Source organism: Anoxybacillus thermarum, assembly GCF_000836725.1.
Taxonomy (GTDB): domain Bacteria; phylum Bacillota; class Bacilli; order Bacillales; family Anoxybacillaceae; genus Anoxybacillus; species Anoxybacillus thermarum.
On sequence record NZ_JXTH01000016.1, the window covers coordinates 11,822 to 38,246 of the forward strand.

Sequence of the window (26,425 nt, forward strand, 5' to 3'; positions counted from 1 at the left end):
GGACAAGGGGGAGAAACAACATGAAACGAATTACATGGGATCAATATTTTATGGCACAAAGCCATTTATTAGCGTTGCGGAGCACATGCACAAGGCTAGCGGTCGGGGCAACGATCGTGCGCGATAAACGTATCATTGCAGGGGGATACAACGGCTCGATCGCAGGTGGAGCCCATTGTATAGACGAAGGATGTTATGTCATTGACAACCATTGTGTGCGCACCATTCATGCGGAAATGAACGCCATTTTACAATGTGCGAAGTTTGGTGTGCCAACAGAAGGGGCGGAAATATACGTCACTCATTTTCCATGTTTACAATGTTGTAAAGCGATTATTCAAAGCGGGATGAAAGCTGTTTATTATGCGAGCGACTATAAAAATCATCCGTTTGCTTTGCAATTGTTTGAACAAGCAGGGGTAACGGTCAGGCACGTCCCGTTTGATGTGGAGTCCATTCCGACATTTTTGCAGGCAAAGGGGAGATGATGTATCGTTTACGTAGCAATGGCGGCCGTTTTGGCCGTCCTGTCTATATTGACAAAATCAGTTGTTTGCTTTGTGCTTTCGGTCGTGTATCATTTGTTTTTACTTTGGCGGAAGCGGGCGTTGTTGATCGTTTGTGCTAGCGCATATTTGTTTTTTCTGTTATGGGGCAATTGGATCGATCGTCATAACGTGACGGCACTTTCAGGACATGAAACGGCGCTGTTTGTGCGGTTTGTTGCTCCGATTCATATAGATGGGGATCAAATAAAAACGGTTGTACAATGGAAGCATGAACGTCTTCAGCTTATTTATCGCCTTCGTACGGAAGAAGAAAAATATGAATGGGATGCCCTTCAAATCGGTACAGCCTGTTTGGTAAAAGGAGCGCTTGAACGACCATCTTTACCGACGAATCCTTATGCTTTCAATTATCGCCGGTATTTGTTTTATGATCGTATCCATTGGATCGTTCGTCCAGCTTCACTTCAACGGTGCATTCGCACGCATGTGACATGGGTGGAACGATTGCAAATCGTTCGTCAACAAGGCATTCGCTACATTCAAGATCATTTTCCTCGCGGCGTTAGCGCGTTTATGCAGGCGCTGATTTATGGTGAACGAAGCGATATAGAGCCAACCGTTCTTTCGAGCTATCAAAAGTTAGGGCTTATCCATTTGCTAGCGATTTCAGGTTTGCATATGACATTGCTTGCTGGTGGTTGTTTTTATTTATTCATTCGTTTCGGGATCACACGGGAACGAGCAACTGTGATTTTATTATGTTGTATTCCTTTATATGTCATTTTATCAGGGGCCGCTCCGTCAGTGATGCGTGCGGCAATGATGACAAGTTGTTTTCTTCTCTTTTCCTCTCGTCTTCGTACGCTTGATGCATTAAGCGCCGCTTGTCTTCTTTTACTACTAAAAGACCCATATATGATATTTCATCTCGGTTTTCAATTATCTTTTCTCGTTTGTTTCGCGTTAATCATTTGTTCTTCGTTTATTCAAAACGAACGTTCAATGATTCGTCAGTTGTTTATGACGTCGTTTATTGCACAAATAGGGGCTTTACCGATTTTGCTTTACCATTTTTACGAAGTTTCCATTTTATCGATTCCATTAAACATCATGTTTGTTCCGCTTTATTCTTTTGTCATTTTGCCGCTCTTGTTTTTAGCGTTTTTTATCCACATCTTTGCGCCACCTGTTAGCTCAATCATCACATATATATTGACGCTTGTTATTGAACATACGAACAGGCTTGTGATGTCATTAGCGAATGCATTTTTGCTCACCCTCGGTCGTCCGCCAATGTGGTTGCTGATTGCTTATATCATTTCAATTGTTCTCTTTTTCCTTTCGTTTGAGTATAAACAAATCGTCTTTCGATTTTCACTTATTTTTGTCATCATTGTTCATTTCATTTGGCCGTTTTTTCGTCCAAGCGGCGAAGTCGTCATGTTAGATGTTGGACAAGGAGATAGTATATATATCGAATTGCCGTATCGAAAAGCCATTTATATGATTGATACGGGCGGAACAATGTCATTTGGCGATGAGCCGTGGAGAAGAAGGAAGCAATCGTTTCGTGTCGGAGAAGATGTCATCGTTCCATTTTTGAAAGCCAAAGGGGTTCGCGCACTTGATGCGCTCATTGTGACACACGGTGATTTCGATCATATCGGGGATGCAAGCGATGTATTGAATGCTGTCCGTGTGCGAAAATTGTTTGTCGGTATGCACAAAAATGATTTGCTGCAAACGGTCATTGCACATGCGATCAGTAAAGGGACGCATGTACAAATGGTGAAAAGCGGCGATCGTTGGACGGTTGGGAAAGCGCAATTTTACATTCTTTCTCCGTTTGGAAATGAAGAGACGACAAATGACGGTTCGATTGTGCTGTATGCGTTTATGGGAGGAGCATACTGGCTATTTACAGGTGATTTAGAAGAAAAAGGGGAACAACAACTCATCACGATGTATCGCTCATTGCCTGTTGACATATTAAAAGTCGGGCATCACGGAAGTAAAACATCGACATCTGAGCCGTTTTTAAGACATATTCGTCCGAAAGTAGCGCTCATTTCAGTCGGACGTCGCAATCGATACGGTCATCCGCATCGTGAAGTGCTCAAGCGTTTGCGCGACTATCACGTTCGTACGTTTCGTACCGATGAACATGGTGCTATCGTCATTCGTTTTTCGAAACGGATAAGCACCATTCAAACCTTTTCGCCATAAAATGCAAGAAAAAAGAGACTGCAACATGCAATCTCTTTCGGCTGTTCATTATGCACCAAAAAATTTTACAAGTGTAGCAATAATGAACATAGTGGCGAAAAAGCCGAATGATACGATGAAGCCAACAGCCGAGTCAACGGCATCGTTGCGCGTACATTGAACGTTTTTTTCAAATTCGTTCATGACCATCCCTCCTATTTTCTCACCATTAGTATAAGGGAAAAAAGAGAGAAAATCTACATTGTTGACAACAGTTGTCACAAATAGTTCGTGCGAGATCGGAAAAGATAAAGATACCCGTTGGATAAATAAGTTCCTAGGGCTTATTTTCCAACGTTTAAATAAATGGGAGTTGGCGATTTTCATCTGCTAACTCCCTTGTAAAATGCTCCGAAACGTTGTATGTTCTTTAAAGAAAATGGATGAAGAATGGGGAAGAGAACATGGAACAACTATATGTCATATATGGCACGGAGCATTTTTTAATGAAACAAGCATATGAACAAATTGTTCGCCGAGCGTTGCCAGATGAAGAACGTGAATGGAATGTCAGTACATACGATTGTGAAGAAACACCAATTGAAGTGGCGCTTGAAGATGCAGAGACGCTTCCGTTTTTCGGTGAGCGAAAAATCGTCATTGTGAAGCAACCGTATTTTTTAACAGCAGAAAAAGGAAAAGAAAAAGTGGAACACGATATGAAACGATTGGAAGCTTATATTGAAAAGCCTGCGCCGTTTTCTAGCGTCATCTTCGTTGGAACGTATGAAAAGTTAGATGAACGGAAAAAAGTGACGAAAGCGTTATTAAAAAAAGCGCATGTGATCGTCGCTAAACCGCTCAACGAAAAAGAATTAAAGCAATGGGTGAAAGGGCAATGCCAAATCGACGATGATGCGATCGATGTGTTACTTACATTAGCGGGCACAGATTTAGCGACATTAGCAAATGAAATTGAAAAACTTATGCTTTTCGCTGAGCATCGTTCCATTACAGCAAGCGATGTTCGATTACTTGTGTCGCGCACGCTGGAACAAAACGTATTTACCCTCGTTGAACAAATGGCAAAGCGAAACGTCCCAGCTGCGTTGCAAACGCTTCAAGATTTGTTGCGCCAAAATGAAGAACCAATTAAGCTTGTTGCGCTGTTAGCGAGCCAATTTCGGCTTATTTATGAAGTGAAGGAACTGATGAAAACAGGGTACGGTCAACAACAAATCGCCTCGATGTTAGGTGTTCATCCGTTTCGTGTGAAAGTAGCGGCAAGTTATGCGAGCGGGTTTTCAGAGCAACAGCTCATGAGCATTTTATACGATTTAGCAGAAACCGACTATGCGCTAAAAAGTAGCGCAATGGATAAACAGTTGTTATTGCAGTTGTTTTTCTTAAAGTTGCAGCGGTAGAGATTTTATCTACCGCTTTTGTTGTAACGCATCGACATCGATCATATAGTAGCCATCATTATCTGTCGTAATGATCCCTTGCTGTTTGAGTTGGCTTAGTACACGGCTTACCGTTTCGCGCGCGGCGCCAATCATATTGGCTAATTCTCGCGTTGTGAGCGATGTTTTCAGACGATAACGACCGTTCATATATACGCCGTTTGTTGTTGCTAATCGAATGAAAAGTCGCGCCAATTGTTCAGTTGTATTGTGAAAGGCTAGTTCTTCTAATCGTGTTTGCAATTCGATAATTTTTTCGCCCATGATGCGAAAAAGCTTGATACATAGCTGTGGATAACAAATGAGTGTTTGTTCAAATTGCTCAATTGGAATGACAATCAGTGTTGTTTCGTCCATCATTTCCGCATGTGCAGGATACGTGCCGCGCCGAAAAAAGCCGGTGTGTGGAAACATATCTCCCTCTTGTAAAATAGATACAATTTGTTCTTTTCCGCTTACATCTGTTTTGTAAATTTTTACTGTCCCACGAACGATAAAAAAGACGCGCTCAAGCGGGTCGCCTTGCAGAAACGCAAGCATTTTCGGCTTATACGTTCGAACGGTTGCGATATGTACGATCGCCTCTAGTTCTTCATCAGATAGTTGGGAAAATAGCGAAATCGTTTTTAACTGTTGTTTTACCCAATGAAACATATATATCCCCTCCCATAATGAAAAAACAGCTTGCCGCGTATGACAAGCTGTTTTTTCATTATGCTGTAATGCTGTTTAATTTTTTCGCTAAACGTGATTTATAGCGATTTGCAGCATTTTTGTGGATTAAGCCTTTGCTAGCTGCTTTGTCAATTTTTTTCGTTGCAAATGCGAAAGCTTCTTTTGCTTTTTCCACGTCTTTTAACTCAACAAGCGCTTCAAACTTTTTGATTGCTGTGCGCATTGCTGATTTCATAGCTGCGTTATGAGCGCGGCGCTTTTCGCTTGTTTTTGCACGCTTAATTGCAGATTTAATGTTTGCCATTTTTTTCACCTCCGTTAACCGATCGCAAATATATACGTTCAATACGCGACAGTTCCATGAACAATAAGAACAAGTGATATTCTACCAAACTGCTCTTAATTATGCAATAGGGCAAAGCCGGAAAAGTGCGATTGTATGAAAAAGGAGGAAAATGGATAAAACAAATGATAAAAAATACATGGAGGAGACCGTATGATTGATTTACGACCGTATAGCGTACGAACGGATTTGGCCATTGAAGCCCACGAAATAGCAATTGAAGAACGATTGCAAAACGAAAAGCAAACGTCGCTGGAAGGGGTATTCATTCGCGATTGGGAAGAAGATGGCATTCATTTTTCGTTTGTCGAAGTGACAGAGGAAGGTGCAAAAACGTTAGGGAAGAAAGCTGGAAAATATTTGACGATAGAGGCGCAAGGCATTCGAACACAAGATACCGATTTGCAGCAAAAAGTGGAAAAATTATTCGCGAAACATTTTCATGCCTTTTTACAGCAGCTTGGCATTTCGAAAGAAGCAAGTTGTCTTGTTGTCGGATTAGGGAATGCGGAAGTCACCCCTGATGCGCTCGGTCCGTTAGCTGTATCGAATTTAGTCGTGACGCGCCATTTATTTCAACTGCAACCAGAAAGCGTTCAAGACGGATTTCGGTCGGTAAGTGCGCTCGCTCCAGGGGTCATGGGGATGACGGGCATTGAGACGAGCGACGTCATTGCCGGCATTGTTGAAAAAATTCAACCGGATTTTATTATTGCCATTGATGCGTTAGCTGCGCGTTCGATTGAACGAGTAAATGCTACCATTCAAATTTCTGATACAGGCATTCACCCGGGATCAGGAGTGGGAAATAAACGAAAAGAACTTAGTAAACAAACGTTAGGTATTCCTGTCATTGCGATTGGTGTGCCGACGGTTGTTGATGCTGTGTCAATTGCGAGCGACACGATCGACTTGTTGTTAAAACATCTCGGTCGCGAGATGAAAGAAGGCAATCAACCTGCCCGTGCTCTTGCCCCGGCGAGTCTCGTATTCGGAAAGAAAAAAAAGTTGACGGAAGAAGATTTACCGAGTGAATCGGATCGTTCTACCTTTTTAGGGATGGTCGGCATGCTCGATGAAGAAGCAAAACGGAAGTTAATTTACGAAGTGCTCGCCCCGATCGGACATAATTTAATGGTTACGCCAAAAGAGGTCGATGTATTTATTGAGGACATGGCAAACATATTATCAGGCGGGTTGAACGCTGCCCTACATCATCGCATTGATCAAGAAAACGTTGGGGCATATACGCATTAGTTTTTCGTTCTATCTTTCAAAGCGTTGTCATATTGATAGAGTAGACAAGCTTTGAAAGGGTGAAGTGAAAAAATGATGGTGACCGTTCACGGAACAAGTATAAAAAAGTGGATTATATTCATTTTGTTTACATTTATCAGTACGATAACGGTTGTCGCGACAATGACAGCGACGTCAACATATCGCCTTTCCTCTTCTTCTGTTCATGAAATGACGAATCGTTTTTCGACGGAGTCGCTTGTATATGTACTTTCATTTGAAAATGTGTATTTTCGTGAAATGCTACCAAAAGAAAGACACCAAATACCGTATTCTACATATTTTTTTCAAATGACAACAAGCGTGAATTTTCATGATCCGCGCAGTTTGTTAGGACGGGAGTTGCCTGGTTTTTCACTATATGATAGCGAAATTATTTTAGCTGGTGAAGGAACGAACTTTACAAACATGCCGTATGAGTCGCCTCCTCCTTTAGAAGTGCTGCTTGCTGAGCGGGAAGCTGCACAAGAGCAGCTTCAAGAGGAAGAAGCGCCACCTGCTCCTGCCCCTTCACAAACGACGGGAGGAAAGAAAGTGGTTTATATTTATCATACACATACACAAGAATCGTATTTGCCAGCGTTAAAAGGGGTGACGAACCCAAACTTTGCGCATCATCCGACTGTGAATGTAACGAAAGTCGGAAAAAAATTAGGCGAAGAATTGGAAAAGCGCGGCATCGGTGCTGTCGTTGATACGACCGATTTCATCGGGAAGTTGTTAAAAAATAATATGGAATATTATCAAGCGTATGATATGTCGCGTAAAACGGTTGTCGAAGCGATGGCAAAAAATCGAGACGTTCAATATTTCATTGATATTCACCGTGATTCCCGACGTCGCAATGATACGACGGTGACGATTAACGGCGTTGACTATGCAAGAGTGTCGTTTATTATCGGTGGGGAGAACGCAAAGTATAAAAAAAACTTACAGCTTGTTACGAAATTGCATGAGCTGCTTGAAAAAAAATATCCCGGGTTAAGTCGTGGAACATTTGAGAAAAAAGGAGTCGGAACAAATGGAAAGTTTAACCAAGATTTGTCTGAAAACGCGATTTTAATCGAGTTTGGTGGTGTCGATAATACGTTTCAAGAATTGTATCGAACAGCATCCGCAGTAGCGGACGTATTTAGCGAATATTATTGGCAAGCAGAAAAAGTAAATGCGACACAACCGGCAGAAAAAAAGTAGGTGAGTAAGATGGTGAAATTCACGATTCAAAGTTTACTCATCGCCGTCATTTTTTTAGTAGGTGTACTGCTCGGTATGCAACAAGCGAATGAAGGGATGCGAAAAATGAAAGGGTATAACGATCCATCGCTTGAGCGAGTCGTACACGTATCAAAAGATGAAACGATCGTGCTCGGGCAATCGATTGAAGAAAAAAAAGAAAAACTGCAACAAATTGAAGCATTTAACATGTTTTCAAAAGCGGGACAAAAACTTGCGACGTTTGTTCACTCGCTCGTTGAACATATGCTTTCGTTTATGCAAAAGGCGGGATAACGATCCGCCTTTTCTTTATTTTGCGTTGAATATTGCAAACGTTGTTGCTATAATCAAAGCTAGCGTATTTCGGAAATTATAGGAGTGGAACATAGATGAATCGTGAAGAAAGATTAAAAAGAAGGGATCGCATTCGCAACTTTTCGATTATTGCACATATCGATCATGGCAAATCTACGCTTGCCGACCGCATTCTTGAAAAGACGGGTGCGCTATCTGAACGCGAAATGAAAGAACAAGCGCTCGATTCGATGGAGTTAGAGCGCGAACGCGGCATTACGATTAAATTAAATGCCGTTCAACTTCATTACAAAGCGAGAGATGGAGAAGATTACATTTTACATTTAATTGATACACCTGGTCACGTCGACTTTACGTACGAAGTGTCGCGTAGTTTAGCAGCGTGTGAAGGGGCGATTTTAGTCGTTGATGCAGCGCAAGGCATTGAAGCACAAACGCTTGCTAACGTATATTTAGCGATTGATAACAATTTAGAAATTTTGCCGGTCATTAATAAAATTGACTTACCGAGTGCGGACCCTGAGCGTGTTCGCCAAGAAATTGAAGATGTGATCGGTCTTGACGCATCAGAAGCTGTATTAGCATCAGCGAAGGTTGGCATCGGAATTGATGAAATTTTAGAGCAAATCGTTCAAAAAATTCCTGCCCCATCTGGAGATCCAGATGCCCCGCTTAAAGCGCTTATTTTCGACTCGCTTTATGACCCGTATCGCGGCGTTGTCGCATACATCCGCGTTGTTGAAGGAACGGTGAAAGCGGGCCAAAAAATTAAAATGATGGCGACAGGAAAAGAATTTGAAGTCGTTGAAGTCGGGGTATTTACACCGAAGGCGAAAGTCGTTGATGAATTGACCGTTGGGGATGTCGGCTACTTAACCGCATCGATTAAAAACGTAAGCGATACACGTGTCGGGGACACGATTACGCATGCGGACAACCCAGCAAGCGAACCGCTTCCAGGATATCGTCGTTTAAATCCGATGGTGTTTTGCGGTTTGTATCCAATCGATACAGCGCGCTACAACGATTTGCGTGAGGCGTTAGAAAAGCTCCAGCTAAACGATGCGGCATTGCAGTTTGAACCTGAGACGTCCCAAGCGCTCGGTTTCGGTTTCCGATGCGGCTTTTTAGGGCTTTTGCATATGGAAATTATTCAAGAGCGATTAGAGCGCGAGTTTAACATTGATATTATTGCGACGGCGCCAAGCGTTATATATAAAGTATATTTAACGGACGGAACAGAGTTAGCGGTCGATAACCCGTCAAACATGCCAGATCCACAAAAAATTGATCGCGTCGAAGAGCCGTACGTGAGAGCAACGATTATGGTACCGAACGACTATGTCGGTCCTGTCATGGAACTATGCCAAAAGAAACGCGGCATTTTTGGCGATATGCAATATTTAGACGAGCGACGCGTGACGCTCACATATGAATTGCCGCTTGCTGAAATTGTGTACGATTTCTTTGACATTTTAAAATCGAGCACGAAAGGATACGCATCGTTTGACTACGAGTTGATTGGCTATAAGCCGTCTAAACTCGTAAAAATGGACATTTTATTAAACGGTGAAAAAGTCGACGCTTTATCGTTTATTGTTCATCGCGATTCAGCATACGATCGCGGAAAAGTCATCGTTGAAAAGTTAAAAGATTTAATTCCGCGTCAACAATTCGAAGTACCTGTGCAAGCTGCCATCGGCAATAAAATTATTGCGCGCTCAACAATTAAAGCGTTGCGCAAAAACGTATTAGCGAAATGTTACGGTGGGGACATTTCACGTAAGCGGAAGTTGCTTGAGAAGCAAAAAGAAGGGAAAAAGCGCATGAAACAAGTCGGTTCTGTTGAAGTGCCGCAAGAAGCGTTCATGGCTGTGTTAAAGATGGACGATCAAAAATAAACCGCAGAATGTTTCTGCGGTTTTTTGCATAGAAAAGGGTGAAGCAAATGATTCAAGCAGCATATATTCATATTCCGTTTTGTACGCACATTTGTCATTATTGTGATTTCAATAAAGTATTTTTACATCAGCAACCGGTTGACGCTTATATCGATGCGTTAATCATCGAAATGGAACGGACGTTTGAACGTGTTCCGACATCGCAATTGCAAACGGTATTTATCGGAGGAGGGACACCGACGTCGTTGACCGCCAAACAGCTTGACCGATTATTGCGTGCCATTCACCGCGTCGTTTCGCTCGCTTCTGATGTCGAGTTCACCGTTGAAGCGAATCCGGATGAAGTGAGCGATGAGCAGTTATACGTGCTCAAGGAATGGGGAGTGAACCGCCTCAGTTTTGGCGTACAAACGTTCGATCGTGAATTGCTCCAGCGCATCGGACGTACCCATACGAAAGAAACGGCAATCGAGACGATTGAGCGGGCACACAAGCTCGGCTTTCATAATATAAATGTCGATTTAATGTACGGATTGCCGACACAAACGATCGACCATCTAAAAGAAACGTTACGTATAACGTTTTCGCTCCCGATCCAACATGTGTCTGCCTACTCGCTCATTATTGAGCCTAAAACAGTATTTTACAACTTGATGAAAAAACAGACGTTGCCGTTGCCAAGTCAAGAAGAAGAAGCATATATGTATGAAATGATTATGGATCAAATGGAGCAACATGGATATAAACAATATGAATTAAGCAACTATGCTCAAAAAGGGTTTGACAGCCGCCATAATATGACGTATTGGGATAACGACGATTATTACGGATTTGGCGCGGGTGCTCATGGTTATATGAACGGCATAAGACATGTAAACGCAGGCCCAATAAAAAAATATATACAGCTCATTGAGCAAGGACAGTTGCCACATGTGGACACGCATGTTGTGTCAAAAGAAGAGCAAATGGAAGAGCATATGTTTCTTGGTTTACGAAAAATCGAAGGGGTTAATAAAAATGAATTTTTAATGCGATATGGAAAAACGGTGCATGACGTTTTCGGTGAAGCCATTGCCTTGCAAAAACGAAACGGATTGCTTGAAGAGACGGGAGAAACTATTGTTCTTACCCATCGCGGCAAATTGCTTGGAAATGAAGTATTTCAATCGTTTCTTGGCGTTTCATCTTGACACGACAAGTGCAATTTGATACCTTAATAGTAGATTTAGCACTCGCTTCATTAGAGTGCTAACAGAGGTGATGAGCGTTGCTAACAGATCGCCAATTGTTAATTTTAAAAATTATTGTCGATGATTTTATTCGTTTTGGGCAACCTGTTGGTTCACGAACGTTATCGAAAAAAGAGCAAATTACGTTTAGTTCAGCAACGATTCGTAACGAGATGGCGGACTTAGAGGAGCTAGGTTTTATTGAAAAGACGCATATTTCCTCTGGTCGCGTTCCTTCTCAAAAAGGATATCGTTATTACGTTGACCATTTATTGCCGCCTGTCCAGTTAACACAAAAAGATGTACAAGCGATCCAGTCGATTTTCCATGAACAAATATATGAATTAGAAAAACTCATTGAAAAATCGGCGCAAATTTTATCGGACTTGACGAACTATACAACCGTTGTTCTCGGTCCTTCGGTGAAAGAACATAAATTAAAAACGATTCAAATCGTTCCGCTGAATGCCGAAACAGCGGTTGCGATTATTGTGACCGATACAGGATATGTTGAAAAGCATGTTGTGACGTTGCCATCGTCCATTCCACCATCGGACGTTGAAAAAATGGTCAACATTTTAAACGAGCGGTTGACAGGTGTACCTTTAGAAGATTTAACAGATAAAATTCAAACGGAAGTTGCGCACGTGCTTCGCGAACACATCCAAAGCTACGATCACATGTTGCGAATGATTTCGTATTCTTTAGATTTAAACGCGCCTGCGCAAATGTTTTTAAGCGGAAAAATGAACATGCTTCGTCAACCGGAATTTAGCGACATCGATAAGCTTCGCGCATTGCTGAATGTCATTGAACAAGAAAAAGAGTTTTATCGTTTGTTAAGAAAGCATAAGCAACAAGGCATTCAAGTGAAAATCGGCACAGAAAACGATGTAGAAGGAATGGAAAACTGCAGTTTAATTACAGCGACATATTCTGTCGATGGAGAAAAGCTTGGTACGATTGCTGTTCTTGGACCGACTCGTATGGAATATTCGCGCGTCATTTCACTATTAAACCTTGTTGCAACGGATTTGTCGAAGGTGTTATCGGTGTGGTATCAAAAAGATTAGCGATGTCAATATTATGGATGGGGAATTTCCCCATCCGCTTTTCAAGTACTTGAGGGAGGTGAGAAGATGGAGAAAGAACAGCGTACATATGATGCAACGGTTGAACAATTTGAAGACGTACAAGACGAGCAAGCGCAAGAGGAGCAAGTGCAAAGTGGAGAAACACAACAAGAAGAGCAAGATGAGTTAGCGCTTGCATATGAAAAAATTGCTCAATTGGAAGCGAAGTTAGCAGAAACAGAAAATCGTTTACTTCGCCTGCATGCCGATTTTGACAACTATCGCCGCCGTGTGCGTTTAGATATGGAAGCTGCTGAAAAATACCGCGCGCAAAGTTTAGTTTCCGATTTGTTGCCGATTTTAGATAACTTTGAACGCGCGTTACAAGTGCAAGTAGAAGATGAAAAAGCAAAGTCGTTATTGCAAGGAATGGAAATGGTTTATCGCGCATTAGTTGAAGCGCTCAAAAAAGAAGGGGTCGAAGTCATTGAATCGGTTGGAAAACCGTTTGACCCGCATGTGCACCAAGCAGTGATGCAAGTGGATGATCAAAATTATGAGCCAAATACAGTTGTGGAAGAGTTCCAAAAAGGCTACAAATTAAAAGATCGGGTCATTCGTCCAGCAATGGTCAAAGTAAATCAATGAGGAGGGATTATGTATGAGCAAAATTATCGGCATTGACTTAGGTACAACAAACTCTTGCGTCGCTGTGCTAGAAGGCGGCGAGCCAAAAGTAATTCCAAACCCAGAAGGAGGTCGCACGACACCATCTGTCGTTGCGTTTAAAAACGGTGAGCGTTTAGTTGGCGAAGTCGCAAAACGTCAAGCGATTACGAATCCAAACACAATCATTTCGATTAAACGCCATATGGGTACAAACTATAAAGTACAAGTAGAAGGAAAAGAATACACACCACAACAAATTTCTGCAATGATTTTGCAATACTTAAAATCATATGCGGAAGCGTACTTAGGTGAACCTGTCACACGTGCCGTTATTACTGTTCCAGCTTACTTTAACGATGCGCAACGTCAAGCGACAAAAGATGCTGGTCGCATCGCTGGTTTAGAAGTCGAGCGCATCATTAACGAGCCAACAGCAGCTGCGTTAGCATACGGATTAGATAAAATGGATGAAGATCAAACGATTCTCGTATACGACCTTGGCGGAGGTACGTTTGACGTATCGATTCTTGAGTTAGGTGACGGCGTATTCGAAGTCAAAGCGACGGCTGGTGACAACCACCTCGGTGGTGACGACTTTGACCAAGTCATCATCGATTATTTAGTTGAAGAGTTCAAGAAAGAACATGGCATCGATTTATCAAAAGATAAAATGGCGTTGCAACGTTTAAAAGACGCGGCAGAAAAAGCGAAAAAAGAGCTTTCTGGCGTGATGCAAACGCAAATTTCATTGCCGTTTATTAGCGCAAACGAAAACGGTCCACTTCACTTAGAAATGACGTTAACGCGCGCAAAATTTGAAGAATTATCCGCACACTTAGTTGAACGTACGATGGGTCCTGTTCGTCAAGCGTTAAAAGATGCGGGATTAACGCCTGCGGACATCGATAAAGTTATTCTTGTCGGTGGTTCAACGCGCATTCCAGCCGTTCAAGAAGCAATTAAAAAAGAAATTGGAAAAGAACCGCATAAAGGCGTAAACCCAGATGAAGTTGTCGCAATTGGTGCAGCGATTCAAGGTGGGGTCATCGCTGGGGACGTCAAAGACGTTGTATTGTTAGACGTGACACCACTTTCACTCGGTATCGAAACGATGGGTGGCGTCTTTACAAAATTAATTGAACGTAACACGACAATTCCAACAAGCAAATCACAAATTTTCACGACGGCAGCAGACAACCAAACAGCGGTAGACATTCACGTTTTACAAGGTGAACGCCCAATGGCTGCCGACAACAAAACGCTCGGTCGCTTCCAATTGACAGACATTCCACCAGCTCCGCGCGGTGTGCCGCAAATTGAAGTAACGTTTGACATTGACGCAAACGGTATTGTGCACGTACGTGCGAAAGATTTAGGTACAAATAAAGAGCAATCGATTACAATTAAATCTTCTTCTGGTTTGTCTGAAGAAGAAATTCAACGCATGATTAAAGAAGCAGAAGAAAATGCAGAAGCAGACCGGAAGCGAAAAGAAGAAGTGGAACTTCGCAACGAAGCAGACCATCTCATTTTCACAACAGAAAAAACGTTAAAAGAATTAGAAGGAAAAGTAGACGAAGCGGATGTGAAAAAAGCGCAAGAAGCAAAAGATGCGTTAAAAGCAGCGCTTGAAGGAAAAGATATTGAAGACATTCGCACGAAGAAAAATGCGCTACAAGAAGTTGTGCAACAACTTTCGATCAAGTTATACGAACAAGCTGCACAACAAGCGCAAGCACAACAAAGCGAAGGCAAAAAAGACGACAATGTCGTCGATGCGGAATTTGAAGAAGTGAAAGAAGATAAGTAAACAAACAAAAAGTCAAAGTCAGGCCTGCCTTGGCTTTGACTTTTTTGCTATGGAAACATCAAATGTATTGCGCAACAAGTTGAGACAATGATAAAATTACGTTCATGTGAACGAGTCGGGAGTGGGTGATCATGAGTAAACGAGACTATTATGAAGTGCTCGGTGTGAGTAAAAACGCGACAAAAGAAGAAATTAAAAAGGCGTATCGAAAATTATCAAAGCAGTATCATCCAGATATTAATAAAGCGCCCGATGCAGCTGAAAAGTTTAAAGAAATTAAAGAAGCATACGAAGTGTTAAGCGATGACCAAAAGCGCGCGCACTACGATCAGTTCGGTCATACCGATCCGAATCAACAGTTTGGTGGATTTGGCGGCGCTGATTTTGATTTTGGTGGATTCGGTGGATTCGAAGATATTTTTAGTAGTTTTTTTGGCGGTGGGCGTCGACGTGATCCGAACGCACCGCGTGCAGGGGCAGATTTGCAATATACGATGCGTTTAACATTTGAAGAAGCGGTTTTTGGAAAGGAAACAAATATTGAAATTCCACGTGAAGAAACGTGCGATACGTGTCACGGTTCTGGGGCGAAACCAGGAACGAAAAAAGAAACGTGCGCGCATTGTCACGGTACAGGGCAATTAACGATTGAACAAGCGACGCCGTTTGGCCGCATCGTAAATCGTCGCCCTTGTCATCATTGCGGCGGCACAGGACACTTTATTAAAGAGAAATGTTCGACATGTCATGGAACAGGTCGCGTGAAAAAACGAAAAAAAATTCACGTCAAAATTCCTGCTGGTGTCGATGACGGTCAACAATTGCGCTTAGCAGGTCAAGGTGAGCCAGGAATAAACGGTGGACCATCAGGAGACTTGTACATCGTTTTCCACGTTGAACCACATGAATTTTTCGAACGGGATGGCGATGACATTTATTGTGAAATGCCAATTACATTTACGCAAGCCGCGCTCGGTGCAGAGATTGAAGTGCCGACGCTGTATGGAAAAGTGAAGTTGAAAATTCCAGCTGGTACGCAAACAGGTACAAAATTCCGTTTGAAAGGAAAAGGAGTACCGAATGTGCATGGGTACGGAAAAGGAGATCAACATATTCGCGTTCGTGTTGTCACACCAACGAAATTAACGGAACGTCAAAAACAATTGTTGCGTGAATTTGAACAACTCAGTCAAGGGAATGGACAAGAAGACAGCTTTTTTGCAAAAGTGAAGCGAGCATTTAAAGGGGAGTAACGTGAAGGAGGAGTTGGTAGATCATGAAATGGTCTGAAATAAGCATTCATACAACACACGAAGCGGTCGAGGCGATTTCAAATATTTTACACGAAGCAGGTGCGGGTGGCGTCGTCATTGAAGATCCGTTTGAATTAACGAAAGAACGAGAAACGACTTACGGGGAAATCTACCAACTCAATCCTGACGATTACCCCGAAGAAGGAGTTATTATTAAAGCGTATTTGCCGGTAAATAGCTTTTTAGGTGAAACGGTCGAGGAAATTAAACAGGCGATTAACAATTTAATGTTATATAACATCGATATTGGACGAAACAAAATTACGATTAGCGAAGTGAACGAAGAGGAATGGGCGACAGCGTGGAAAAAGTATTACAATCCAGTCAAAATTTCTGAGCGATTTACGATCGTTCCGACGTGGGAAACGTATGAACGTGTTTCAAGCGACGAATTAATTATTGAATTAGATCCAGGTATGGCGTTCGGCACAGGGACGCACCCGACGACAGTAATGTGTATTCAAGCGCTTGAAAAGATGGTCAGAGAAGGCGATACGGTCGTCGATGTCGGTACGGGTTCAGGCATTTTAAGTATTGCTGCTGCGATGTTAGGAGCGAAACGCGTTCATGCGCTCGATTTAGATCCTGTCGCAGTAGAAAGTGCAAAATTGAACGTGAAGTTAAATAAAGTACACGATGTCGTCACCGTTTCGCAAAACAATTTACTTGATCGAGTCGATGAGCAAGCAGATGTCATCGTTGCGAACATCTTAGCTGAAATTATTCTTCGTTTTGTCGATGATGCGTATCGTTTGTTGCGTTCGGGAGGCGTATTTATTACATCGGGCATTATTCAAACGAAAAAACAAGAAGTGAAAGAAGGTCTTCTTCGCGCTGGTTTCACGATTGAAGAAACGTTAACGATGGAAGATTGGATCGCATTTATTGCGAAAAAACAATAAAAAGGGTGTTCGCGTTGCAACGATATTTCGTACGTAACGAGCAAATCGTTGGCGATCAAATCATGATTTCTGGCGATGACGTCCATCATATCGGGCGGGTCATGCGCATGAATGAAGGTGATCGTCTTCTTTGTTGTAATGAGCGTAGTGAAACGATGCTTTGTGAGATCGAACAAATTTCCAATGGTTTTGTCCGATGCCGTATTATACAATGGATAGAGGCAAATGTTGAACTGCCTGTGCACATTTATGTCGCAAGTGGACTGTTAAAAGGAGATAAATACGAACTCGTTTTACAAAAAGGAACAGAGCTTGGAGCGAGAGGCTTCCTTCCGCTCATCACATCCCGTTCGATCGTCAAATGGGACGAGAAAAAAGGCGATAAAAAAGTGGAACGTTGGCAAAAAATTGTGAAAGAAGCGGCTGAACAATCTCATCGTGCATATATGCCGTCTGTTTATGCCCCGATGACGATTCGTGAACTCATTGCGTGGGCGAACGACATGGATTATAAATGTATCGCTTATGAAGAAGAAGCGAAAGAAGGAAGACATAGTGTGCTTGCCCACCTTCTTCAAACGATGAATGAAGGTGAGTCGCTTTTGCTTGTTTTTGGACCAGAAGGCGGTTTATCCGAGCAAGAAGTGACGTTATTAAAACAACATGGTTTCATGACATGTAGTCTTGGACCGCGCATTTTACGAGCGGAGACGGCACCGTTATATGTGTTGTCAGCGGCGTCTTATGAATGGGAACTTAAGTGAGGTGATATATATGCCAACGGTTGCATTTCACACGTTAGGGTGCAAAGTAAATCATTACGAAACAGAAGCGATTTGGCAATTGTTTAAACAGGCAGGATATGAGCGAAAAGATTTTGAAAGCCATGCCGATGTATATGTTATTAATACATGTACAGTCACGAATACAGGCGATAAAAAAAGCCGCCAAGTCATTCGGCGTGCAGTGCGTCGCAACCCAGATGCGGTCGTTTGCGTAACAGGTTGTTATGCACAAACTTCTCCAGCGGAAGTGATGGCTATTCCAGGTGTCGATATCGTCATCGGCACACAAGATCGCGGAAAAATTTTAGAGTACATCGAGCAGTTTAAACAACAGCGTGAGCCGATTAACGGTGTGCGCAACATTATGAAAACGCGCGTATATGAAGAATTGGATGTGCCTGCATTTACAGATCGTACGCGCGCATCGCTTAAAATCCAAGAAGGATGCAATAACTTTTGTACATTTTGTATTATTCCATGGGCGCGTGGCTTAATGCGTTCACGCGATCCGAAAGAAGTCATTCGCCAAGCGCAACAACTCGTTGACGCAGGCTATAAAGAAATTGTCCTAACAGGCATTCATACAGGCGGATATGGTGAAGATATGAAAGACTACAATTTCGCTATGTTGTTGCGTGATATTGATAAGCAGGTGAAAGGATTAAAACGATTGCGTATTTCGTCGATTGAAGCGAGCCAAATTACCGATGAAGTGATCGAGGTATTGAGACAGTCTGATAAAATCGTCCGCCATTTACACATTCCGTTGCAATCAGGATCAAATACGGTATTGAAGCGGATGCGTCGCAAATATACAACGGAATTTTTTGCGGAACGGTTAGCGCGTTTGCGTGAAGTATTTCCAGATTTAGCTGTTACGTCCGACGTCATTGTCGGCTTTCCGGGTGAGACGGAAGAAGAATTTATGGAGACATATACGTTTATTCGTGAACAACGTTTTTCTGAACTGCATGTTTTCCCATATTCGAAGCGGACAGGCACGCCAGCAGCAAGAATGCCAGATCAAGTAGATGAGGAAGTGAAAAATGAGCGCGTTCATCGCTTAATTACACTTTCTGATCAGCTAGCAAAAGAATATGCATCGAAGTTTGAAGGACAAGTGCTTGAAGTTATTCCGGAAGAGCTGTACAAAGAAGATCCAACAAGCGGCTTATACGTTGGCTATACGGACAACTATTTAAAAGTAAAATTCCCAGCAACAGAAGAGATGGTCGGTCAACTCGTTAAAGTGAAAATTACAAAAGCAGGCTATCCGTATAATGAAGGAGAATTTGTGCGCGTGATAAATGATCATCATGAGATCGTTCGGTTAAGCTCATAAAAAGAAGTTGACTTATGAACTTGGTTATATTATACTTTGAAAGTACATGTTCTACATGTACTAAGGATTAGCGGTTTTGTTCGGAGGGAGGGAAGTAGGATGTCGAAAACGATCGTTCGTAAAAACGAGTCGCTTGAAGATGCTCTTCGTCGCTTCAAACGTGCGGTTTCAAAAACAGGTACGTTGCAAGAAGCAAGAAAGCGCGAATTCTATGAAAAGCCAAGCGTAAGACGTAAGAAAAAGTCTGAAGCGGCTAGAAAGCGCAAATATTAAAAGAGGGTGTATTTATGAGTCTTCTCGAACGTTTGAACAATGATATGAAGCAAGCGATGAAAAACAAAGAGAAGGACAAATTGTCGGTCATTCGCATGGTGAAATCCGCTTTGCAAAACGAAGCGATTAAACTTGGCAAAACGTTGACCGAAGATGAAGAATTAACCGTACTTTCTCGCGAATTAAAACAGCGTAAAGACTCCCTCCAAGAATTTGAAAAAGCTGGTCGCACAGACCTTGTTGATAAAGTCAAGGAAGAGATTACGGTTCTTGAACTTTACATGCCGAAGCAGTTGAGCGAAGAAGAGCTAGTGCAAATCGTCAAAGAAACGATTGCCGAAGTCGGCGCTTCCTCAAAAGCGGATATGGGTAAAGTCATGGGAGCGATCATGCCGAAAGTAAAAGGAAAAGCGGATGGTTCGCTCGTCAACAAACTTGTTCAACAACATTTAAGCTAAAAACACCTTACGATATCGTAAGGTGTTTTTTTGATTTTTGAAACTTTTTCTTCTTTCATACGTACATAATAAAGGTGAAGGGAGGAAAAAGCATGGCCGGTCCAATTGTTGTTTTCACCCATCCGTTTCTTGCGGCGCTTTTGTTAATTGCCGGCAGCGTCACGTTCGTTTGGCAACTGTACAATGCGCGTTGGGGATGGAAAGGAACTGTAAGCATCGTTTGTTTTTTACTTTTTTTCTCATCACATTTAGTAGCTGGTTTAACAAGCGTTGGGGCGATGATGTTGTTTGCTATTGGACTTATTTTGTTAGTCATTGAGTTGTTTGTGCCGGGTGGGGTCATTGGCTTTTTTGGGCTCGGTACGCTCGTCTGGAGCTTATTTTTAGCCGCAAAACATTCCCCGTTCGTTACAGTGTCATTAGCTGTAGCTGTCGTGAGTGCGATTATGATGGGCATATGGCTCAGTCGAGTAAGCAAAAAAAAGATGGCGCTTTTTGAAAAAATCGTGCTTACCGATGAACAACGGAATGAAGAAGGGTATGTGTCTCATGAAGCGCGTGTTGATTTAATTGGGAAACGCGGAGTGGCAATTACTGTATTGCGGCCAGCAGGAACGGCGCTCATTGATGACGAACGTGTAGATGTTGTCACAGAAGGGGAATATATTGAACGACATCGGCCAATTGAAGTTATTGATGTAGATGGGTTAAAAGTTGTCGTTCGAGAATGTAAAAAAGAGGAGGAAATCGTATGACACCGGATCAACTTTTGTTTATTATTGCGCTTGCGCTAGGGCTTGTATTGTTAGCTGTATTCTTTTCGTTCGTTCCAGTTATGCTTTGGATTTCCGCACTTGCTTCGGGTGTGCCTATTAGCATTTTTACACTTATTGGGATGCGTTTGCGCCGCGTCATTCCATCGCGTGTCATTAATCCGTTAATTAAGGCAAAAAAAGCAGGGCTTGACGTCACAACTAACCAATTAGAAAGCCATTATTTAGCGGGAGGAAATGTCGATCGTGTCGTTAATGCGTTAATTGCTGCGCAGCGAGCGAATATTAATTTAACGTTTGAACGTTGTGCGGCAATTGATTTAGCCGGTCGAAACGTATTGGAAGCGGTACAAATGAGCGTCAATCCAAAAGTCATTGAAACACCGTTTATTTCTGGTGTAGCGATGGATGGTATTGAAGTGAAAGCGAAAGCACGCATCACTGTACGCGCAAATATTGATCGATTAGTTGGTGGTGCGGGGGAAGAAACGATTATTGCACGTGTAGGGGAAGGGATTGTTTCAACGATCGGGTCTCAGGACGATCATAAAAAAGTGCTTGAAAATCCAGATATGATTTCACAAACCGTATTAGCAAAAGGATTAGACTCAGGGACTGCGTTTGAGATTTTATCAATCGACATTGCTGATATTGATATCGGGAAAAACATTGGTGCTGAATTGCAAACAGATCAAGCGGAAGCAGATAAAAAGATTGCCCAAGCGAAAGCGGAAGAACGTCGGGCGATGGCAGTTGCGCTTGAACAAGAAATGAAAGCGCGCGTGCAAGAAATGCAGGCGAAAGTTGTGGAAGCCGAAGCGCAAGTGCCGCTTGCGATGGCGGAAGCGCTCCGTTCTGGTAAACTTGGTGTGATGGATTACATGAACTTAAAAAACATTATGGCAGATACGAATATGCGTGATTCGATTGGTAAGCTCACCCAACATCCCGATGATGAGCAAAAGTGAGGAATGAATGATGATGCTCATTGATTGGCTTTTTGATAACATATTTGTCGTCTTTATTTTAGGAGCTTTTATTTCTTGGATTGGAAAACGGATCAAAGCATTGGAGGAGACGGTCGAGCAAGAACAACAGCAAGAACAACAGCAAGAACAACAGTCGGCACCTGTTTTGATAGAAGTTGAACCGCGAACGAGACGGACAGTCAAACAAAAACAGGAGCAAATCGTCGTGTCACAGCGGACTGTGAAGCGGCAAACAAAAGCAAAACAATTGCCTACACATCCGCTCGTGCAAGGTGTAATTTTTTCAGAAGTGCTCGGTCCACCGCGGGCAAAGCGTCCGTTCGGTAGAAAATAAGTGCTATAACCCCCATTTCACTCATACATATGAGATGAAAGGGGGTTTTGTTTATGATCGGAAAATGGAAAAACAAAATGCGGCAATGGCTAACGAATCAAATGGAACTACCTGCAGATGTTGTCGCTGACCTCCCCCGTATTACGATGATTGGTCATATTCATATCTACATAGAAAATCATCGCGGTTTGCTTTTGTTTACGGATCGCGAATTGCGCTTGTTGTTGAAAAACGGGCAGTTGCTTGTCAAAGGGGAATCGTTTACCATTAAAACCATTTTGCCAGAAGAAATTTTGCTAGAGGGGAAAATTAGTCAAGTTTTATATTTGGAAGAATAGGGGGGGCGGGTGTGAAAAACGAATGGATGTATCAGTTAACTGGAAATTTACGGGTACGTATCGTTGGGAAAGGATTAGAACGGTTATTGAATGAGTTTACGCGCCGTGGGATATACGTATGGAACGTAAAGCGGGAAGGAGAAAATTCGCTAACGTGCCATATGCTCCTTCGCGATATTCATCATGTGCGAGGGGCGATGAGAAAAAGCGGTTGTAAATTATATGTTCTCGATCGACGAGGTGCGCCGTTTTGGTTAAAAGCATCGTGGAAAAATAGCGGTATCGTTGTCGGAGTCGTTACGTTTATATGTATCGTGTTTATATTATCTAACATGATTTGGCGTATTGAAGTAACAGGGGCGAATCCGGAAATCGAACATACTGTTAGGCAGCAGTTGAAAAAAATAGGGGTTGAGCGTGGCGCATTGCAATTTGTCATTCCGGCCCCTGAGACGATTCAGCGAACGTTAATGAACAATATAGACGCGATTACGTGGATTGGTGTTGAGTGGCGTGGAACGACGTTATATTGTCAAGTCGTTGAAAAAAAGCGGCCAACAGAAACGAAATCGAATACTCCTCAGCATCTTGTTGCGAAGAAAAAAGCAGTCATTACGTACATGTTTGTTGAACAAGGTCAGGCGGTTGTAGAAGTGAATGATCATGTCGTTCCGGGGCAATTGCTCGTTTCCGGTTTTATTGGAAAAGAAGGACAGACAGAGATCGTGCCAGCGCGCGGTCAAATTTTAGGCGAGACGTGGTACAAGTCTACTGTTGCTGTTCCGATGAAAACGACGTTTTATATGTTGACGGGAAAAAAGCGTGAAACACATTACGTTCGTTTTTGGTCGTGGAAAATCCCGATTTTTTGGGATCATGAAGAGCAGTTTTCACAATTTGAAAAACAAGTAGACGAAAAAACGTTTCGCTTTTTCACATGGACGTTACCGATTGTTTATGAAAAAGTCGTGTGGCGTGAAAAAGAAGTAGCCGTTCGTGAGTATTCGTACGAACAAGCAAAAGCGGTAGCGAAGCAAATTGCGCGTGAGCAGTTACAGCGACAACTACCTGCAGATGCGAACATTCAAGGTGAAAAAGTTTTGCATGAGGCGAAGGAGAATGGTAAAGTAAAAGTAGAAATGCATTACCAAGTCATTGAAAACATTGCGATACCACAACCAATTATTCAAGGAGACTGAGGAATGTCGGAACAATTTGTCACGATTCACCTTAACGTACAAAATGCAGATGAAGCGCTCGCTTTGTTCGGTACCCACGATGTTCATTTAAAACGCATTGAACAAGAACTTGGTGTTTCGATTGTGACGCGTGGCGAATTGGTAAGCGTGTCAGGAAACAAACAACATATTGAGCTTGTTGATGAGTTGTTGCGTCATTTGTTGATTGTTATTCGCAAAGGAATTGTCATTAGCGAGCGTGATGTGCTTTATGCGCTGCAAATGGCGAAAAACGGAACGATTTCTTATTTTATTGAACTGTACAATGAAGAAATCGGAAAAAATGCGAAAGGGAAAGCGATTCGTGTTAAAACGCTCGGTCAGCGTCAATACGTTTCCGCTATCCAGCGCCATGATTTAATTTTCGGCATTGGACCAGCAGGAACAGGAAAAACGTATTTGGCGGTTGTGATGGCTGTACAAGCGTTAAAAAACGGACAAGTCAAGCGGATTATTTTGACGCGTCCAGCTGTTGAAGCAGGGGAAAATTTAGGCTTTTTGCCGGGGGATTTAAAGGAAAAAGTCGATCCGTATTTACGCCCACTTTATGATGCGCTTCATGACGTGCTTGGTCATGAACATACCCAACGGTTAATTGAGCGCGGTGCGATTGAAATTGCTCCGCTTGCATATATGCGCGGGCGAACGTTAGATGATGCGTTTGTCATTTTAGATGAGGCGCAAAATACGACGCCTTCGCAAATGAAAATGTTTTTAACACGTCTCGGTTTCGGCTCGAAAATGGTGATTACGGGAGATATTTCACAAGTCGATTTACCGAAAGGAGTTCGCTCTGGGCTTGCGATTGCAAAAGACATTTTGACGAATGTAAGCGGAATTTCATTCGTCTTTTTGGAGCAAGCTGATGTTGTACGCCATCCACTCGTCGGCAAAATTATCGCTGCATACGAAGATGCTGGAATGTAAATGCGACCCATGTTGATGTGGGTCCTTTTTGCACTTTAACAGAAGGGTAGCGTCAAAAATTCTATGAAAAGTGCCGATGAGCGACTTGTTGTAGGAAAATAAAGAAAGAGGGGAATTTTATGTTAGTGATTGACTTTATGGATGAAACAAACGAGATGACAGAAGAACAAGTAGAACTGATTGAAAAACTATTGCAACATGCGGCAAAGGAAGAGAATGTGCCAGATGGCGCAGAGGTGAGCATTACGTTTGTTGACAATGAAAAAATTCGCGAAATGAATCGCGATTATCGTGGAAAAGATCAGCCGACAGATGTCATTTCGTTCGCTCTCGAAGAAATGGGAGAAGAAGAAATTGAAATTGTCGGTGTAGATGTTCCACCTGTGCTCGGGGATATTATTATTTCTGTGCCGAAAGCACGCGAGCAAGCGGAGCAATACGGTCATTCATTTATGCGTGAACTCGGTTTTTTAGCGGTGCACGGCTTTTTACATTTGCTTGGCTATGATCATGAAACAGAAGAAGAAGAAAAAGAGATGTTTACGAAACAAGAACAACTATTACAACAGTTTGGCTTAACGAGATGATCGATGATGCATTGGAAGCGGTTTGTCGCTAGCGTACTATATGCTCTAAATGGCATTCGTCTTGCTGTTTGTCATGAACGAAATATGCGCATTCATCTCGCGGCAACGGTCGCTGTGATCGTTGTTGCAGCGATGTTTCGTATCTCGAAAATGGAGTGGCTCGTGTTGCTTTTGACGATTGGAGCAGTCATGAGTTTAGAAATCGTCAATAGCGCAATAGAGCGGACGGTTGATTTAGTGACAGATGAGTATCGGCCGTTAGCAAAAGAAGCGAAAGATTTAGCCGCTGGCGCTGTACTCGTCTTTGCTTTTATATCCGTGATAATAGGGGTTTCCATTTTTCTTCCTTATCTGTATGTATTTTTTAAAAATTCTTTACATTTTCATAAATAGTAGTGAAATCGCGATCATATTTTGGTAAAATAAAAAGCAAGCATACTTTATGCGATGGAGGTTTTTATGATTCGAGAAGGATATAAATCAGGATTCGTAGCAATTATCGGAAGACCGAATGTAGGAAAATCTACATTTTTAAATCGCGTCATCGGTCAAAAAATCGCAATTATGAGCGATAAACCGCAAACGACGCGCAATAAAATCCAAGGTGTGTACACAACAGATGACGCGCAAATTGTTTTTATTGATACGCCGGGCATTCATAAACCGAAGCATAAGCTTGGAGATTTTATGGTAAAAGTAGCGCAAAGCGCGTTGCAAGAAGTTGATTTAATTTTATTTATGGTGAATGCTGTCGAGGGGCTCGGTCGCGGTGATGAGTTTATTATTGAACGTTTAAAACAAGTGCAGACACCGGTGTTTTTAGTCATTAATAAAATTGACGAAGTGCACCCGGATGATTTACTGCCGCTCATTGAGCAATATCGCTCGCTCCATTCATTTGCCGAAGTCATCCCTATTTCAGCGCTGCAAGGCAACAATGTAGAAACGTTGTTGCAACAAATTAAACACTACTTGCCTGAAGGACCGCAATATTATCCAGCACATCAAATAACCGATCATCCTGAACGATTTATCATTGCTGAGTTTATTCGTGAAAAAGCGCTCCATTTGACGCGAGAAGAAGTGCCACATTCGATTGCGGTTGTGATTGATTCGATTGAACGTCGCGAAAATGGCGATACGGTATATGTTGCAGCGACCATTATCGTTGAGCGTGATTCGCAAAAGGGGATTATTATCGGCAAGCGCGGTCAAATGTTGAAGGAAATTGGTCAACGTGCGCGCGCTGATATTGAGGCGCTACTCGGTTCAAAAGTGTTTTTAGAATTATGGGTAAAAGTACAAAAAGACTGGCGCAATAAAATGGCTCAGTTGCGAGACCTTGGCTATCGTGAAGATGAGTATTAATGCTGTAAAATTTTAAAAGACATTGCGACAGCGCAAAAAGGGCAAACTACAAGTGAGCTGCTCAATCACCGTCAACTAATGAGAGAAAGGTGTGG

29 protein-coding genes are annotated in these 26,425 nt (G+C 42.4%); 26 read left to right on the forward strand and 3 right to left on the reverse strand.

Annotation, left to right across the window (positions count from 1 at the left end; translation table 11 throughout):
* Positions 1-20 precede the first annotated feature (20 nt).
* Positions 21-488, forward strand: a complete 468-nt coding sequence (locus tag LH47_RS05660) for a ComE operon protein 2 (protein WP_043965478.1) — start codon at positions 21-23, stop codon at positions 486-488.
* Positions 489-560: 72 nt separating this feature from the next.
* Positions 561-2,735 (forward strand): DNA internalization-related competence protein ComEC/Rec2, encoded by a 2,175-nt coding sequence (locus LH47_RS05665; protein ID WP_326938923.1) that lies wholly within the window; start codon positions 561-563, stop codon positions 2,733-2,735.
* A gap of 48 nt (positions 2,736-2,783) precedes the next feature.
* Here the strand turns inward: LH47_RS05665 and LH47_RS15090 are convergent, their stop codons facing one another.
* Positions 2,784-2,918 carry a YqzM family protein gene (locus LH47_RS15090; RefSeq protein WP_003393868.1) on the reverse strand — a complete coding sequence of 45 codons (135 nt, stop codon included), beginning with the start codon at positions 2,916-2,918 and terminating at the stop codon, positions 2,784-2,786.
* 239 nt (positions 2,919-3,157) lie between these two features.
* Between LH47_RS15090 and holA the strand changes: the two genes are divergently transcribed.
* Entirely contained in the window at positions 3,158-4,138 is a 981-nt protein-coding gene (gene holA / locus LH47_RS05675; RefSeq protein WP_043965483.1) for a DNA polymerase III subunit delta, read from the forward strand.
* 9 nt (positions 4,139-4,147) lie between these two features.
* Here the strand turns inward: holA and LH47_RS05680 are convergent, their stop codons facing one another.
* Positions 4,148-4,831 (reverse strand): Crp/Fnr family transcriptional regulator, encoded by a 684-nt coding sequence (locus tag LH47_RS05680; protein WP_043965484.1) that lies wholly within the window; start codon positions 4,829-4,831, stop codon positions 4,148-4,150.
* 58 nt (positions 4,832-4,889) lie between these two features.
* Entirely contained in the window at positions 4,890-5,156 is a 267-nt protein-coding gene (gene rpsT, locus LH47_RS05685; protein WP_021095125.1) for a 30S ribosomal protein S20, read from the reverse strand.
* A gap of 192 nt (positions 5,157-5,348) precedes the next feature.
* Between rpsT and gpr the strand changes: the two genes are divergently transcribed.
* The 23 genes from gpr to era all read left to right on the forward strand — a co-directional run bounded on the left by gpr (position 5,349) and on the right by era (position 26,330).
* Complete coding sequence (gene gpr, locus LH47_RS05690; protein ID WP_043965486.1) at positions 5,349-6,452, forward strand: GPR endopeptidase; 1,104 nt, start codon at positions 5,349-5,351, stop codon at positions 6,450-6,452.
* Between the two features lie 72 nt (positions 6,453-6,524).
* Positions 6,525-7,685 carry a stage II sporulation protein P gene (gene spoIIP, locus LH47_RS05695; protein WP_043965488.1) on the forward strand — a complete coding sequence of 387 codons (1,161 nt, stop codon included), beginning with the start codon at positions 6,525-6,527 and terminating at the stop codon, positions 7,683-7,685.
* Positions 7,686-7,694: 9 nt separating this feature from the next.
* A complete protein-coding gene (locus tag LH47_RS05700; RefSeq protein ID WP_043965491.1) occupies positions 7,695-8,000 on the forward strand; it encodes a YqxA family protein in 306 nt (101 codons plus the stop codon).
* A gap of 95 nt (positions 8,001-8,095) precedes the next feature.
* Positions 8,096-9,922 carry a translation elongation factor 4 gene (gene lepA / locus LH47_RS05705; RefSeq protein WP_043965492.1) on the forward strand — a complete coding sequence of 609 codons (1,827 nt, stop codon included), beginning with the start codon at positions 8,096-8,098 and terminating at the stop codon, positions 9,920-9,922.
* Positions 9,923-9,969: 47 nt separating this feature from the next.
* Positions 9,970-11,112: a radical SAM family heme chaperone HemW gene (gene hemW, locus LH47_RS05710; RefSeq protein ID WP_043965493.1), complete on the forward strand. Its 1,143-nt coding sequence runs from the start codon at positions 9,970-9,972 to the stop codon at positions 11,110-11,112.
* 77 nt (positions 11,113-11,189) lie between these two features.
* Entirely contained in the window at positions 11,190-12,224 is a 1,035-nt protein-coding gene (gene hrcA, locus LH47_RS05715) for a heat-inducible transcriptional repressor HrcA (protein ID WP_043965494.1), read from the forward strand.
* 66 nt (positions 12,225-12,290) lie between these two features.
* Positions 12,291-12,872, forward strand: a complete 582-nt coding sequence (gene grpE, locus LH47_RS05720; protein ID WP_043965495.1) for a nucleotide exchange factor GrpE — start codon at positions 12,291-12,293, stop codon at positions 12,870-12,872.
* Positions 12,873-12,885: 13 nt separating this feature from the next.
* Positions 12,886-14,703, forward strand: a complete 1,818-nt coding sequence (dnaK, locus tag LH47_RS05725) for a molecular chaperone DnaK (RefSeq protein ID WP_043965496.1) — start codon at positions 12,886-12,888, stop codon at positions 14,701-14,703.
* Between the two features lie 131 nt (positions 14,704-14,834).
* Complete coding sequence (dnaJ, locus tag LH47_RS05730) at positions 14,835-15,956, forward strand: molecular chaperone DnaJ (RefSeq protein WP_035019456.1); 1,122 nt, start codon at positions 14,835-14,837, stop codon at positions 15,954-15,956.
* Between the two features lie 23 nt (positions 15,957-15,979).
* Positions 15,980-16,918 carry a 50S ribosomal protein L11 methyltransferase gene (gene prmA / locus LH47_RS05735; protein ID WP_043965498.1) on the forward strand — a complete coding sequence of 313 codons (939 nt, stop codon included), beginning with the start codon at positions 15,980-15,982 and terminating at the stop codon, positions 16,916-16,918.
* A 14-nt stretch (positions 16,919-16,932) separates the two neighbouring features.
* Positions 16,933-17,682 carry a 16S rRNA (uracil(1498)-N(3))-methyltransferase gene (locus tag LH47_RS05740; RefSeq protein ID WP_043965500.1) on the forward strand — a complete coding sequence of 250 codons (750 nt, stop codon included), beginning with the start codon at positions 16,933-16,935 and terminating at the stop codon, positions 17,680-17,682.
* Positions 17,683-17,692: 10 nt separating this feature from the next.
* The gene (mtaB, locus tag LH47_RS05745) at positions 17,693-19,045 is read left to right on the forward strand and encodes a tRNA (N(6)-L-threonylcarbamoyladenosine(37)-C(2))-methylthiotransferase MtaB (RefSeq protein WP_043965501.1); all 1,353 of its coding nucleotides are present in this window, start codon (positions 17,693-17,695) and stop codon (positions 19,043-19,045) included.
* Positions 19,046-19,144: 99 nt separating this feature from the next.
* Positions 19,145-19,318 carry a 30S ribosomal protein S21 gene (gene rpsU, locus LH47_RS05750; protein WP_003393897.1) on the forward strand — a complete coding sequence of 58 codons (174 nt, stop codon included), beginning with the start codon at positions 19,145-19,147 and terminating at the stop codon, positions 19,316-19,318.
* A gap of 14 nt (positions 19,319-19,332) precedes the next feature.
* Positions 19,333-19,776 (forward strand): GatB/YqeY domain-containing protein, encoded by a 444-nt coding sequence (locus LH47_RS05755; RefSeq protein ID WP_003393899.1) that lies wholly within the window; start codon positions 19,333-19,335, stop codon positions 19,774-19,776.
* Between the two features lie 92 nt (positions 19,777-19,868).
* Positions 19,869-20,531 carry an NfeD family protein gene (locus tag LH47_RS05760; protein ID WP_043965502.1) on the forward strand — a complete coding sequence of 221 codons (663 nt, stop codon included), beginning with the start codon at positions 19,869-19,871 and terminating at the stop codon, positions 20,529-20,531.
* The gene (gene floA, locus LH47_RS05765; RefSeq protein ID WP_043965503.1) at positions 20,528-21,517 is read left to right on the forward strand and encodes a flotillin-like protein FloA; all 990 of its coding nucleotides are present in this window, start codon (positions 20,528-20,530) and stop codon (positions 21,515-21,517) included. The genes LH47_RS05760 and floA overlap by 4 nt, the downstream gene beginning before the upstream one ends.
* A 7-nt stretch (positions 21,518-21,524) precedes the next feature.
* Positions 21,525-21,872 carry a hypothetical protein gene (locus LH47_RS05770; RefSeq protein WP_043965504.1) on the forward strand — a complete coding sequence of 116 codons (348 nt, stop codon included), beginning with the start codon at positions 21,525-21,527 and terminating at the stop codon, positions 21,870-21,872.
* Positions 21,873-21,925: 53 nt separating this feature from the next.
* Entirely contained in the window at positions 21,926-22,210 is a 285-nt protein-coding gene (gene yqfC, locus LH47_RS05775; protein WP_043965505.1) for a sporulation protein YqfC, read from the forward strand.
* Positions 22,211-22,221: 11 nt separating this feature from the next.
* Positions 22,222-23,409 (forward strand): sporulation protein YqfD, encoded by a 1,188-nt coding sequence (yqfD, locus tag LH47_RS05780; RefSeq protein ID WP_043965506.1) that lies wholly within the window; start codon positions 22,222-22,224, stop codon positions 23,407-23,409.
* A gap of 3 nt (positions 23,410-23,412) precedes the next feature.
* Complete coding sequence (locus LH47_RS05785; RefSeq protein WP_043965507.1) at positions 23,413-24,375, forward strand: PhoH family protein; 963 nt, start codon at positions 23,413-23,415, stop codon at positions 24,373-24,375.
* A gap of 119 nt (positions 24,376-24,494) precedes the next feature.
* Positions 24,495-24,962: an rRNA maturation RNase YbeY gene (ybeY, locus tag LH47_RS05790; protein ID WP_043965510.1), complete on the forward strand. Its 468-nt coding sequence runs from the start codon at positions 24,495-24,497 to the stop codon at positions 24,960-24,962.
* A gap of 6 nt (positions 24,963-24,968) precedes the next feature.
* Complete coding sequence (locus tag LH47_RS05795; RefSeq protein ID WP_043965512.1) at positions 24,969-25,355, forward strand: diacylglycerol kinase family protein; 387 nt, start codon at positions 24,969-24,971, stop codon at positions 25,353-25,355.
* 66 nt (positions 25,356-25,421) lie between these two features.
* Positions 25,422-26,330, forward strand: a complete 909-nt coding sequence (gene era / locus LH47_RS05800; RefSeq protein WP_009374020.1) for a GTPase Era — start codon at positions 25,422-25,424, stop codon at positions 26,328-26,330.
* The last annotated feature ends 95 nt before the right edge of the window (positions 26,331-26,425 follow it).